Annotated in this window: 11 protein-coding genes; all 11 read right to left on the bottom strand. The window is 71.2% G+C overall.

The window, feature by feature from the left end; all coding sequences use genetic code 11:
* Positions 1-3: 3 nt before the first annotated feature.
* Complete coding sequence (locus ABIE67_RS38400) at positions 4-261, bottom strand: DUF1049 domain-containing protein (protein WP_370266135.1); 258 nt, start codon at positions 259-261, stop codon at positions 4-6.
* 54 nt (positions 262-315) lie between these two features.
* Positions 316-2,091, bottom strand: a complete 1,776-nt coding sequence (locus ABIE67_RS38395) for a CocE/NonD family hydrolase (RefSeq protein ID WP_370266134.1) — start codon at positions 2,089-2,091, stop codon at positions 316-318.
* A 140-nt stretch (positions 2,092-2,231) separates the two neighbouring features.
* A complete protein-coding gene (locus ABIE67_RS38390; protein WP_370266133.1) occupies positions 2,232-3,167 on the bottom strand; it encodes an LD-carboxypeptidase in 936 nt (311 codons plus the stop codon).
* Positions 3,164-5,116, bottom strand: coding sequence for a prolyl oligopeptidase family serine peptidase (locus tag ABIE67_RS38385; RefSeq protein ID WP_370266132.1), 1,953 nt, complete (start codon positions 5,114-5,116; stop codon positions 3,164-3,166). Before ABIE67_RS38385 ends, ABIE67_RS38390 begins: the two co-directional genes overlap by 4 nt.
* 17 nt (positions 5,117-5,133) lie before the next feature.
* Positions 5,134-6,438: a M20/M25/M40 family metallo-hydrolase gene (locus ABIE67_RS38380; RefSeq protein ID WP_370266131.1), complete on the bottom strand. Its 1,305-nt coding sequence runs from the start codon at positions 6,436-6,438 to the stop codon at positions 5,134-5,136.
* Entirely contained in the window at positions 6,431-7,264 is an 834-nt protein-coding gene (locus ABIE67_RS38375) for a M55 family metallopeptidase (protein WP_370266130.1), read from the bottom strand. Before ABIE67_RS38375 ends, ABIE67_RS38380 begins: the two co-directional genes overlap by 8 nt.
* 70 nt (positions 7,265-7,334) lie before the next feature.
* Positions 7,335-8,237, bottom strand: a complete 903-nt coding sequence (locus tag ABIE67_RS38370; protein WP_370266129.1) for an alpha/beta fold hydrolase — start codon at positions 8,235-8,237, stop codon at positions 7,335-7,337.
* Positions 8,237-9,832 (bottom strand): ABC-F family ATP-binding cassette domain-containing protein, encoded by a 1,596-nt coding sequence (locus ABIE67_RS38365; RefSeq protein WP_370269360.1) that lies wholly within the window; start codon positions 9,830-9,832, stop codon positions 8,237-8,239. The genes ABIE67_RS38370 and ABIE67_RS38365 overlap by 1 nt, the downstream gene beginning before the upstream one ends.
* Before the next feature lie 104 nt (positions 9,833-9,936).
* Positions 9,937-10,854: a cyclopropane-fatty-acyl-phospholipid synthase family protein gene (locus ABIE67_RS38360; RefSeq protein WP_370266128.1), complete on the bottom strand. Its 918-nt coding sequence runs from the start codon at positions 10,852-10,854 to the stop codon at positions 9,937-9,939.
* 42 nt (positions 10,855-10,896) lie between these two features.
* On the bottom strand, positions 10,897-11,871 hold the full coding sequence (locus tag ABIE67_RS38355; RefSeq protein ID WP_370266127.1) for a diiron oxygenase: 975 nt from the start codon (positions 11,869-11,871) through the stop codon (positions 10,897-10,899).
* 176 nt (positions 11,872-12,047) lie between these two features.
* Entirely contained in the window at positions 12,048-13,256 is a 1,209-nt protein-coding gene (locus ABIE67_RS38350; protein ID WP_370266126.1) for an MFS transporter, read from the bottom strand.
* Between the last annotated feature and the right edge of the window lie 358 nt (positions 13,257-13,614).

Genomic DNA, 13,614 nt, shown 5'->3' with positions numbered 1-13,614 from the left:
CCGCTAGCGGCGGCGGCCCATGAAGTACGCCCCGACCAGCGCACCGACGACGCCCATGGCGAGCAGCGCCAGCCACAGCGGCATCGTGACCAGGGGGACCAGCAGCCGGATCTCCGTGTCGCGGGTGTTCTCGAAGATGAAGACCAGGGCGAGGACGAGGAGCACCAGCACGGCGATCCCCTTGGGGGTCAGTGCCCAGCGCCGGCCGCTCTGCGTCCCGCCCGCCTTCCTTCCGCTCCGCGACGTCGTCTTCGCGGTCATATGACAAGGATGCTCCGCCGGACACGGTCACGCACGGTGAGCGTGTCCTGGAGCTCAGTCGATCACCGGGAGCTGGATCACCCCCGTGTCCCCGGGCGCGCTGACCACGGTCACCGGCTTGATCCCCCGGTTCCCGAAGTACGCGTCGTCACTCGCCGCGATCACGAACCGCAGCCGGTGCCCCCTCTCGTACCGGTGCACGATCCCCGGCAGGGTCACGGTGAAGCTCTGGGTGACGTCGGGCACGCGGACCGGTGCGACCAGCCGGTGCACCAGCGTCCGGGTGCCGTCGGGCGCGACGTCGTACAGCTTGGCGAACAGGACGAGCTTGTCGGCGGCGTCCCCGGAGTGCTGGGTCCGCTCGGCCTTCGGGGAGACGACCTTCAGGGTGGCCCGGGGCGCGCCCACGACGTCGGTGGTGCGTGTGAGCGGTTCGCTGGTCCAGTCGAGGTAGGTGCCCTTGGTGTCGTACGGCGCCGGGTCCGGGAGACCGATGGCTCCGGCGAGTGAGCTCTCGGAGTGGCTGGTGGGGACGAGCCAGTTGGTGTAGGTGCGGCTGCCGCGGGCCACCTTGCTGCGGTTGTCGACGAGCTTGCCGTCGCCGGAGAGGTAGAGCGTCCGGCTGAGCGCGGGGACGCGGTCCGCGGTGGCGTAGGTGCCGTCGGGATCGGTGATCCAGTCGCGGTAGTAGGCGAAGGCGGGCCCGGTGTCGACGTTCCTCTTGTCCAGGTAGCGGTCGAACCAGGCGAGGATGCGCCGGCCCACGTAACTGGTCTCCAAGTTCCCCTGGCCGAGGTTGAGTTCCCCGGCGGCCTGGTCGGTGATGCCTCCGCTGTGACCCCAGGACTGCCAGATCATCTTCGTCGGCGTCCCCCGCTCCTTGAGCGTCCTGTACGTCGCCGTCGCCTCGTTGAGGTTGAAGAGGCTGTCGGCCTGGCCCTGGACGAGGAGGGTGGGTGCCTTGACGCGGTTCAGGTACGAGACCGGCGAGACGCCGCGCGCGTAGGCGAGGAGCTCGGCGGTCTGCTTCGCCGGGAAGCGGCCGGAGTTGAGGGTGCGGACGGTGTCGCAGGCCTTGGTGACGAAGTGGAGGCAGGCGAGGGAGTTGATGCGGGAGGGGTCGAGGCTCGGCTGGAGCAGCGGCTGGCCCTCGCCTATGAGGTAGAAGCCGTTGGCCCACTGCCATTTGAAGGCGCCGGGCACACTGCCGTCGGCCATGACGTTGTTCGGGGCGAGGGAGTGGGCGAGGTCGTTCCAGGTGATCATCGGCACCAGCGCGTCGAGGCGCTGGTCGACGGCCGCCGTGGCCAGTTGGATGGCCCCGCCGTAGGAGCCGCCCACCATGCCGAGGCGCGGGTCGCCCGGGGCGTCGAGGGCGACGAAGTCGGTCTTCGTGCCGCCGTCGGCGGCGCGGCTGCCGCCAAGGAAGTCGATCAGCCGGGCGGCGGCGACACCGTCGATGGTGGGGTCGTCGAGCGAGATCAGACAGCCGGACTCACCGAAGCCGAGCCCGGAGTAGACGAGGGAGACGTACCCGCGCTGGGCGAAGGCCTTGCCGATGGCGTCGGTGGACCCGTCGGACTTGCTGCCGCCGAAGCCGTTGGTGGCGAGGACGGCGGGTGCGGGGTGGGCGCGGTCCACGCCCGCGGGCCGGTACAGGTCGGCGTCGACGGTGCAGGTGCGGCCGCCTGCCTGGACGGTGAACTTCAGGGCGGTGACGGTGAACTGGCCGCTCGCGGCGGCGGGAGCGGTGAGCGCGAGGGGTGCGGTGAGCGTGGCGCCGAGCACGAGAGCGAGCGGGGTCCGGAATCTGGGCACACGTCGGGACACGGAGACCTCCACACTGAGGCACGTTGAGACAGCCCTGTTTACCGACCAGTAAGTACTGGTCGGTTGTCATGGTGTGACACGTGTCAGACGAGGTCAATCACTGGGAAGAGGGTTATTGACGGAGATTCAGTGGAGAGCGGTCAGCGCAGAGCCGACTCGTCGAGGGTCAACTCACCCGCATCGGCGTCGAGTTCCGCACCCACCCCGAAGGGGATCGTCAGCGCGCCTGCGCAGTGGCCGAAGCCGAACTCCGCCACGACGGGCACACCGAGGCCGCCCAGCCGGTCCATGAACAGCGCACGCACCCGCTCGTACGGCTCGCACTCCAGCCATGACCCGAGCAGCACCCCGCGCACCCCGTCGAACGCGCGGGCACGCAGGAGTTGGGTGAGATAGCGGTCGAGCCGGTACGTCTCCTCGCCCACGTCCTCCAGGCACAGCAGGCCACCGCGTGCGGAGTTCCGGGCATGCGGGGTGCCCGCCTCGGCGGCGAGCAGACAGAGACAGCCGCCGAGCGTGACACCCCGTGCCCGCCCCGGGACCAGCGCGGAGCCGGTGGAGGTGATCGTGCGCACCGACTCCGGCTCGAACAGCGTGGCCTTCAGATGCTCCTGCGCCCGCCCGTTCTTGATGAAGTCGATGCCCGCCGCCATCGGCCCGTAGAGCGTGGCCAGACCCAGTCGCGTGGCGAACGCCTCGTGCAGCACGGTGATGTCGCTGAACCCGACGAACACCTTCGGCCCGGCCGCCCGCATCGCCTCCCAGTCGAGGAGATCGACCATCCGCTGGGCCCCGTATCCGCCCCGAGCGCACAGCACCGCGTCCACGGAGGGGTCGCACCAGGCGGTCTGCAGATCGGCGGCCCGGTCGGTGTCCGTGCCCGCCAGATAGTCGAACTCGCCGTGCCGGTCCAGCACATGGGGCGCCACCACCGGGTCGAGATCCCAGCCGCGCAGCATGTCGAGCCCGGCCTGCAGCCGCTCCTCGGACACCGGCCCGCTGGGGGCTACGACGGCCACGCGGGCGCCGGGGGCGAGACGGAACGGCCGTACAAGGGGCCGTACGGGATCGTTCACTTGGTGAGCTCCAGTGTCGGGATGCCGGGCGGGTTCAGCCCGAAGACCTGGGCGTACAGGGAGAGTTCGGACTCCAGGACCCGGATCATCGTCTCCGCGCGCCGGAATCCATGCCCCTCCCCCTCGAAGGCGACGTAGGCGTGCGGCACCTGGCGTCCCTGCATACGGGCGAGGAAACGTTCACACTGCGCGGGCGGGCAGATCACGTCGTCCAGGCCCTGGAGCAGCAGGAAGGGCGCGGTGAGACGGTCGGCGTGGGCGGCGGGTGAGCGTTCCGCGTAGCGTGCGGGCACCTCGGCGAGCGGTCCGACAAGGGACTCCAGGTACTGCGACTCGAAGTCGTGGGTCTCTCCGTCGCCCCAGCCGGCCAGGTCGAGGATGGGGTAGAGGATGGTGCCGCAGGCGTAGACGTCGGTGGCGGTGAGCGACGCGGCCGTGGTCCAGCCGCCCGCGCTGCCACCGCGGATGGCGAGCCTGGCTCGGTCGGCGGTGCCCTCGTCGGCGAGGGCGAGCGCGACCGCCGCGCAGTCCTCGACGTCGACCACGCCCCACTGCTCGCGCAGCCGGTTGCGGTACTCCCTGCCGTACCCGGTGGAGCCGCCGTAGTTGACCTCGGCGACCCCGATGCCACGCGAGGTGAAGTAGGCGATGGCCAGGTCGAGCACGAGGGGCGCCCGCGAGGTGGGGCCGCCGTGCGCCCGGACGACGAACGGCGGCGGTGTCTCGGCGGGGGCGACGCAACCGGGGTTGTGGGGCGGGTAGATGTGCGCGTGGATCTCGTCCCCGGCGGGGCCGGTGAAGGTGCGGATCTGCGGCTCGGGGTAGTAGGCGGGGTCGACGGCGTCGTCGTGCTCGGCGCCGATGACCCGGGCCCGGCCGGTGCACGTGTCGAGTTCGACCACCTCGTGGGCGCTGCGCGGGCTGGCGCCGACGGCGGCAATCCGCTCGCCGTACACCGCGAGGGTCGGCTCGAACTCCGTCCAGGGGCCCGCTGCGTCGACGATCTCGCCGGTCTCGGGGTCCAGCACGCCGAGGGCGGTCGACCCGCGACCGTGCACCACGGCGACGAGCCCGCACGCCAGCGGGGCGAACCAGCGCAGGCCCGGCTTCCACAGCGGCCCGCCGAACTCCTCCTCACGCGGGCACAGCGGTTCACCGTCCCGGTAGAGGTTCCACCAGCCGCTGCGGTCGCTCACGTACAGCAGCCGCCCGTCGCCCGACCAGTCGACCTGGGCGATCGACTCCTCCGGCCCACCGGCGAAGGTCCGCGCGCTGCCGAGCGTGCCGTCGGCGCCGACGTCGGCGACCAGCAGCTCCGTGCCGTCCCACGGCATCCGCGGATGGTCCCAGGCGAGCCATGCCGCTCGCCGCCCGTCGGGCGAGATCCGCGGCCCGGTGACGAACCGGTGCCGGACGTCGGTGAGTTCGCGTACGCCGTCCCGGTCCTCGGCCGCCGAGCCGTCCAGCGGGACAGCGGCCAGGACGCGCCGCACATCGGTGGGCCCGTCCCCCGTGAACTCCTCCAGCACGCACCACACTTCGCCGAGTCCGAGCCGCAACTGCGGCTCCGCCCAGCGAAGTCCACCGCCCACCTGCGAGACGGGAGTGAGCGGACGCGGCTCGCTGCCCTCCTCGTACCGGTAGAGCCGCTGGTCGGCGAAGTCGACGAAGACGACGAGCGGCCGCCCGTCGACCACCGCACCGGCCCAGGGCTGTCCGCCGTACTCGACGACCCGGCTGCGCACGTTCCACGGGGCGGGCAGGACGGACTCCTCCGTGCCGTCGGCCCGACGCCGCACCAGGGTGCGCCGGCCGCCCTCCGTGGGCCGTGGCTCGGTCCACCACGCCTCGTCGCCGACGAAGCCCACGTACTCGGGGTGCCCGTCGTGGGTGGCGGCGAGGGCCGCGTCGATGGGCGAGGGCCAGGAACCGTACGCCAGCGTCCGCACTGTCTCTCCCGTCTCGGCTAGGCCGTGCGCAGAAAGCGGTCGAGGACGCGTACCCCGAAGTGCAGCGCCTCCACCGGCACGCGCTCGTCGACGCCGTGGAACATGGCCCCGTAGTCGTAGCCCTCCGGCAGCTTCAGCGGGGAGAAGCCGTAGCCGGTGATGCCGAGCCGTGAGAACTGCTTGGCGTCCGTGCCGCCGGGCATGCAGTACGGCACGACGTGCCCCTCGGGCGCGAACTCCTCGACGGCGGCGCGCATCCTGGCGTACGTCGGCGAGTCCACCGGCGACTGGAGGGCCACCTCGCGATGGTGGAACTCCCAGTCCACGTCGGGCCCGGTGAGTTCGTCGAGGGTGGCACGGAACTCGTCCTCGGCGCCCGGGAGACAGCGGCCGTCGACGTAGGCCACGGCCTCCCCCGGGATGACGTTGACCTTGTAACCGGCTTCCAGCATCGTCGGGTTGGCGCTGTTGCGCACGGTCGCCTCGACCAGCTTGGCCACCGGGCCGAGCTTCTCCAGCAGGCCGTCCACGTCGTCCAGGTCGGCCTCCAGGCCGTACAGCGCGGCGAGTTCGGCGAGGGCGGCGCGGACCGTCGGGGTCAGCCGGAGCGGCCACTCGTGGGCGCCGATGCGGGTGACTGCGGCGGCGAGGCGGGTCACCGCGTTCTCCCGGTTGGGCCGGGAGCCATGCGCGGCCCGCCCGCGGGCCGTGAGCTTGACCCAGCCGGTGCCTCGCTCCCCCGCCGCGATCGGGTAGATCTGCCGCCCGCTGCCGTCGTGCACCGTGAAGGCGCCGGACTCGCTGAAGCCCTCGGTACAGCCCTCGAAGAGCCCCGCGTGCCGGTCGGCGAGGAATCCGGAGCCGTCCTCGGCGCTCGCCTCCTCGTCGGCGGTGAACGCGATCACGACATCCCGGCGGGGCCGTACGCCCTCCCGGACCCAGGCCCGGACGACGGCCAGGATCATCGCGTCCATGTTCTTCATGTCGACCGCACCCCGGCCCCAGACCACGCCGTCGCGGATCTCCCCGGAGAAGGGGTGCACGCTCCACTCGGCGGCCTGCGCGGGCACCACGTCCAGATGACCGTGCACGAGCAGCGCGTCGGCCGACGGGTCGGTGCCCTCGAATCGGGCGACGACGTTCGTACGGCCCTTGGTGCGCTCCAGCATCGTGGGCTCCAGGCCCGCCTCGGCCAGCCGCGCGGCGGCGTACTCGGCGGCGGGCCGCTCCTGGCAGTCGCCGCCGCCCCCGTTGGTCGTGTCGATGCGGATGAGGTCCGAGGTGAACGTCACGACCTCGTCCAGTGCCTGTTGGTCAGCCATACTGCTCCTCCACCGCGGCCGAGACGATCGTGGTGACCGCCTTGAAGGTACGGATTCCCTCGTACATGCGCTCGCTCGTGTACGCCACCTTCCGCTCCCCGATCCGTCGGACACCCGGGACGACGGTGGCGGCCATGGCGAGATGCTCGGCGTCGAATTCGAGCGCGACGGTGAACGGCCCGTCGCTCACCGGCGTCTGACGGACCGCCAGCGCGGCCGCCTCCTTGGCGGCGGCCCGGATGTCGGCGGCGGTCCTGGCCGGCGTACGGCACACGGCCGCGTACCGCGAGACATGGTCCTTGACGGCGACTTTCAGCGCCTCGGGCGCGTACCCGAGCGCGTCCTCGCAGGCCACGTCGTCGCCGGTGACGAACACGACGGGCACGCCGTACTCGGCGACGACATGCGCGTTCAGCAGCCCCTCGCTCGCCCGTACGTCGTTCAGCCACACCCCGGTGACGGAGTTGGCGAGGTAGGTGTGGGCGAGGACGCCCTCCATGCCGGCGCCCGCGTGGTAGCCGACGAAGGCGATGCCGTCCACGTCGCCGTGCTGCACGCCCTCGACCATGGACAGCGACTTGTGCCGGCCGGTGAGCATCTCCACCCGCTCGTCGAGCCGTTCGAGCAGCAGATTGCGCATCGTCCAGTGGGCCTCGTTGACGACGACCTCGTCGGCACCCCCGTCGAAGAAGCCCAGAGCAGCGGCGTTGACGTCCGAGGTGAACATTCCCCGGCACCGCTCCCACTGCGGCGTCCCGGGCAGTACGTCGGCCGGCCAGGTCACGCCGGTGGCACCCTCCATGTCGGCGCTGATCAGGATCTTCATGTGGATTCACGTTACGCGTCGGCGGGGGAACTTCCTACGAATCGGAGAGCGGTATCCAGGACGGGTCTCGTCACCGCAGCAGGCACCTGAGGACGTCCGCCGCGTGCGTCCACAGCAGCAGTCCCCCTGCGCCGGGGACCACGTGCCGGCGGACCGTCGGCACATGGGACAGCAGTGGCTCGCTCAGCCGGTGCGAGTGGAAGGGGCTCGTGTCCCGCTCGCCGTACCAGAGGTCGACGGGGACCGTGACGCGCCGTAGGTCGAGTGGCCACCGGCCCAGGGTGAGGACCGCGTCGCGGGCGTATCCGGCCGGGCCCTGGGCGAAGCCCTCGGCCACCGCCCGGCGGCATGCCCGCGCGAACGACGGGTCGTCGACGAGGGCACGGTCCACGCCGGCACAGTGGGAGGTCATCGCCTCCCACAGGGTGTCCGGGCCGGCCCACGCGGCGAAGTGCTGCTCCGCGCGCCCCGGGTCGATGCGCACCGCTTCGACCAGGGGCCGCACCCGTGCGTCGAGTACGTCCGCGAGTCCCGGGTCGGTCATGTCGCCGCCGCCGGAGACCACGGCCACGGCGGAGGCCACGCCGTGCGCGGCGCAGGCCAGGGCGAAGGGCGCGCCCTGGGAGAACCCGACCATGCGCGGGACGCCCAGGCCGCGCGCCGACGCGAGGGCCGCCACGTCGTGCGGCCAGTCGGGCAGGGTGCGCCCGGGCTGGGGGTCCGAGACGCCGAGCCCCGGCCGGTCCACCGAGACCAGCCGCACCCCCAAGTCCGTGAGCAGGTGGGTGCCGAAGCCGAGCGACCGGCTGGTGGCGGCTCCGGGGCAGAGCAGCACCGGCTCGCCGTCGGGCGGCCCCCACTCGGCCCAGCCGAGCCGGCGGCCGTCGGGCAGCGGGAGCCGCCCCCGGCGCTGCGGAGGCCCCGCGCCGAGGTCGGGGCGGGGTCCGCACGGTGTGGTCGGGGCCGCGCTCATCAGGCCAGCGCCACGAGATCGGCGTACGTGTCGTTCCACAGGTCCTCTACGCCGTCCGGCAGCAGGATGATCCGTTCCGGCTGGAGGGCCTCCACGGCGCCCTCGTCGTGGGTGACGAGGACGACGGCGCCCTGGTAGGTGCGCAGGGCCCCGAGGATCTCCTCGCGGCTCGCCGGGTCGAGGTTGTTGGTCGGCTCGTCCAGCAGCAGCACGTTGGCCGAGGACACCACCAGCGTGGCGAGGGCCAGCCGGGTCTTCTCGCCGCCGGACAGCACACCGGCCGGCTTGTCCACGTCGTCACCGGAGAACAGGAACGAGCCGAGCACCTTGCGGATCTCCACCGTGTCCAGGCCGGGCGACGATCTGCGCATGTTCTCCAGCACCGTGCGGTCCGGGTCGAGCGTCTCGTGCTCCTGCGCGTAGTAGCCGAGCTTGAGTCCGTGGCCCTCGACCACCTGGCCGGTGTCGGGCTTCTCCACGCCGGCCAGCAGCCGCAACAGGGTCGTCTTCCCGGTGCCGTTCAGACCGAGGATCACCACGCGCGAGCCGCGGTCCACGGCCAGGTCGACGCCGGCGAAGACCTCCAGTGAGCCGTACGCCTTCGACAGGCTCTCCGCGGCCAGGGGTGTCCTGCCGCAGGGGGCCGGTTCGGGGAAGCGGAGCTTGGCCACCTTGTCGGCGCGCCGCTCCTCCTCCAGCCCCGCCAGCAGACGTTCCGCGCGGCGGGCCATGTTCTGTGCGGCGACCGCCTTGGTGCCGGCGCGCAGCCGGTTGGCCTGGTAGGTGAGGGCGGCGGCCTTGCGTTCGGCGTTGCTGCGCTCCCGCCTGCGGCGGCGCTCGTCGGCGCTGCGCTGGGTCTGGTACCGCGCCCAGCCCATGTTGTAGACGTCCAGGGCGCAGCGGTTGGCGTCCAGGTGGAACACCTTGTTGACGACCGTCTCGATCAGGTCGAGGTCGTGCGAGATGACCACGAACCCGCCCTGGTAGTGCTTGAGGAAGTCGCGCAGCCAGACGATCGAGTCGGCGTCGAGGTGGTTCGTCGGCTCGTCCAGGAGCAGGACGTCCGCGTCCGAGAAGAGGATGCGGGCCAGCTCCACCCGCCTGCGCTGGCCGCCGGAGAGGGTGCGCAGCGGCTGGTCCAGGACGCGGTCGGGCAGGCCGAGGCTGGCGGCGATGGTGGCGGCCTCGGCCTCGGCCGCGTAGCCGCCCTTGGCGAGGAACTCGCTCTCCAGCCGCTCGTAGGTCCGCAACGCCTTCTCCTGGGCGGCACGGGGCCCGTCCGCGATGCGGTTCTGGCACTCGCGCAGGGCCCGGATCACGGCGTCCAGGCCGCGCGCGGACAGAATCCGGTCCAGGGCCAGTACGTCGAGGTCTCCGGTGCGCGGGTCCTGCGGCAGATAACCGACCGCTCCGGCGCTGGTGACGGTGCCGCCGGCCGAGGGGCCTTCGCCGGCCAGGCATTTGGTGAGGGTGGTCTTGCCCGCGCCGTTGCGGCCGACGAGGCCGACGCGGTCGCCTTTGGCGATGCGGAAGGACGATTGCTGGAGCAGGACGCGGGCGCCTGCGCGCAGTTCGAGGTCGGTGGCGGTGATCACGGGAAGCAGGGCTCCGGGCAGTGGTTCGGTGAGGGGGTGCGGCAGCCGTGGGGGAAGCCGGGGCCGGGTGGTTCCGGGCCCCGGCTTCCCCCACGGCGGGTGGGTCACTTGACGGCTGTGGCGATGGGCAGCACGCCGCCGGCGCTGTACTGGACCGACCGCACCGTGAAGCCGGCCGCCGTCAGCTGGGCGCGTACGTCGCTCTCGTCGGCGAAGTTCAGATACGTCGCCCGGACGATGTCACCCATGAGGGACAGTTCGCGGCGCAGATCGTCCTCGCCTATGCCGTACTTCCCCCAGGCCGCGGCGTGCTCCGGGGCCTCCCACGGCGGCGGGGGCGGCGGGGTGAGGAAGCTGATCAGCAGCCGGCCGCCGGGCCGCAGTGCCCGGTGGAAGCTCCGGTACAGGCCGGTCAGCCGCTCCGGGTCGGACTCGTACATGTTGAGGCCGTTGCTGACGACGAGGTCGAACTCCGCCTCGGCGCCGAGGTTCCAGGCGTCCTCGTGACGGAAGGACGTGCGGTCGGCGAGCCCGTATCGCCGGGCGTTCTCCTCGGCGTACCGCAGGGACTCGGTGTCGAGGTCGACGCCCACCAGCCGTACGTCCTCGATGCCCCGGTAGTCCTGGGTGAGCAGGTCGTCCATGACTCCGGAGGGGATGGATGCCAGGGTGGCGCCGTCGGTGACGCACTCGGCGACGAGTGCCCGGAAGCGGTGGTAGCGCTCACGGGCCCGGCACAGCAGGGAGTCGTTGAGCAGCCAGTGTTCCAGCGGGGTGACGGGGCCCTCGGGGGCGTTGCGGAAGATGTACGACGTCCAGTAGCCGTTCAGGCCGCGGTTGTGCAGCAGGAAGCGGCCGAGGTCGAACTGCTGGAGTTCATGGAGCAGTTCGAGGGTGTCCGCCAGGGGCAGGACGAGCCGGTCGGCTGCGCGCAGCCGGCGCTCGATGTCCGCCGCGATCCGCTCGGTGCTCGCCGCGTCGGTGATCCTGGTGCCGGTGTGGTGGGAAACGGTTGATGCCATGGTCGGGTTCTCTCCGGGAGTCGGGGCGGGGGCGTCGGGCCGTCAGACCGTCCAGCCGATGCGGGCGAAGCCGGCGCGCACGGTGGGGTGGGCGAGCATTCCGGCGTTGCCGAGGGCCCGCAGGACGTTCTTGACGATCGGCACGTCGGGGGTGATCTCGAACCCGGCGTACAGCGACTCCACGGAGGCGCGGGCCTGTTCGCGGTCGTCGATGAGGGTGCTGAGCAGCTCGGTGTTGAACTGCTTCTCGGACTCCACGGACAGGTAGAGGGTGACGAACTCCGCGAGGTGGGTGCCGATGGCCTCGCGGAAGTCCTCGGGGATCTCCCGCCACAGATGGGTCATCAGGTCGAAGAAGAACGCGTAGTGCCGGGACTCGTCGTTCATGTGGTCGTTGACGTAGTACTTGATCGAGGGGTGCACGCCGGGGCTGTTGAAGAACTCGACGAGTTCGCGCACGAGGGTCGTCTCGAAGCAGCAGTTGGCGAGGACCTCGAAGACGTCGTGGTAGCGAGGGTCGAGCTTGTCGCGGATCTCGCTGACGGCGCGCCGGGAGTCCGGCAGCGCGTAGTCGATGTCGCTCAGGTGCGGGTAGCGCTGGCGCAGCTGGAGGATCATGTCCTGGGCGAGGTAGACGTGGTAGTACTCGTCGATCACGATCGAGTAGGTGTTGAGCCTGGTCTCCTCGGTGAACGTCACGGGCAGGTCCCCGTGGAGGACCTTGGAGCAGGCCGAGACGATCTCCTTGATCTCCAGGTTCACGATGTCGTGCAGGTACTTGTACAAGGACTGCACAAGGATGTCGTCCTTGGCGGCCTGTCCGAGCGTCCGGACCTCCTCGGCCAGCAGCAGGGGCTGCTTGTCCTCGGGGAAGAAGAAGCCGCTCTGTGTGAAGTCGATGGTCTTGCGGGGGCGGGTGCGGACGGAGGAGCGGGCCTCCCAGCGCTCCGTGTACTGCGCGGTCAGGCTGGACAGCGTCCGCTCGGACGGGGCGTTCTCCTGCCGGAGGGTGGTCATGACGAGCCTCTTTCCGGGCGCGCCGGCACGGTGGTCGGCCGGCGCGGCCTGTCGATGACGGGGAGAGGGGCGGGTGAGGGCGGCACTGGACGCGCCCTCACCCGCGGTGTGATGAGGGGTCGAGGTCGAGAAGCGGTGAAGGTCGAGGAGCGGTGTAGGTCGAGGAGCGGGCCGGGTCAGCCGGTTCCGGTCACCGCGTCGGACCGGTCCGGGGCCTGCTCGCCGGCCGCCGCGCGGGGCTTGAGGAAGGCCAGCGGTACGGCCACGACGGTGGCCACGGCCATCACTCCCGCGGTGACGACGGCGTCACCGGTGAACAGGCTGCTCGCGACCCCGGTGAACAGGGTGACCAGCAGCGCCCGGCCGCTCATGTTCAGCGAGGACGCCGCCCCCTGCAGTTCGGGGAAGACCTGGAGGGACCGGCCGAAGACGACCGGGTAGACGGCGGCGAAGCCGACGCAGAACACGGCCAGCGAAACGGTGGTGGACACCGGACCGTCGCCGAAGGCGAGGAACAGCACGACACCGGTCACGGCGGCGGCGATGCTGCACGCCACGGTGCGCCCGGGACCTCCGACGAGGGTCATGAGCTTCGTGGCGAAGAGGCTGGTGACGGCGAACGACGCGACGATGACCAGCAGATTGCCCGCGAAGGCCAGCGTGGACAGCCCGAAGGTGTCCGTGTACAGGAACGAGCTGGCGGCGATGAACACCATGTACGCCGCGAACAGCAGGCTGGGCACGAGCGACGCGGCGACGAACTCCCTGCTGCCCAGCAGCCGTCGGTAGTCGCCCGCCACCTGCCGGACGCCGACCTTGACCCGCTCGGTCCTGGTCTCGGGCAGGAACAGCGCCATGAGCAGCAGCGACACCAGGGTGATACCGAAGACCACCGCGTAGTTGCCGCGCCAGCCGATGGTGCGGTTGACCACGCCGCCGAGAGCCGGGGCGGCCGTCATGAAGGTGGACATGGCGGCGTTGGTCAGCCCGAACATCTTGAGCAGCTGCGTGCCCTCGTAGACGTCCGCGATGATCACGAAGACGAGCACCACGGAGGTGCTGGCGCCGATGCCCTGTACGAACCGGGAGGCGAGCAGGAACTCGATGGTCGGCGCGATCGCGCAGCCCAGCGCTCCGACCAGCATGACGGCGTTGCCGATCAGCATGACGCCGCGCCGGCCGAACCGGTCGGACAGCGGTCCGTAGACGAGGGCGCCCAGGCAGTAGCCGAAGAAGTTGTAGGTGACGGTGAGTTGGACCGACGACTCGGACGCGTCCAGCGCCCGTGCGATGTCGGGGAAGCTGGGCACGGACATGTCCAGCTCGATGATGGTGCCGATCAGCGCCACGACGAGCAGCGCGGGCAGGAATCTGTTGTTGTTCATGGCCTCGTGAGGGAAGGGCCGGGCGCGGTCGGACCCCGGGGCCGCGCGAGGGCGCGACGGACCGCGGGCACGCCGGATACCGGCCGGATGAAGAGGGTGGGCACGTGGAACCGCGCCGTGCCGGGAGCTGCGGAGCTCACGGCAAGGTCAGCGGTGCGTGGTGAGTCTTCGAATCAGCGGCCACCAGGTGGCCTGCGCGTTGCGTGGCCTACGGCCCGCTCGCTCGCCACCTGTGGCGCGTGACGCCGACTGCAACGTGTCCCCTTCTGAGCGTTCCCCGGTACGAGGCCGACCGTCGATACGAGTGTGGTCCTCGCTACGGGTTCGGTCCTCGATACAAGATTGGTCGTCGCTCATC

Source organism: Streptomyces sp. V4I8 (assembly GCF_041261225.1).
In the GTDB taxonomy this organism is placed as follows: Bacteria; Actinomycetota; Actinomycetes; order Streptomycetales; family Streptomycetaceae; genus Streptomyces.
This window is presented reverse-complemented; position numbering and strand designations above follow the sequence as displayed.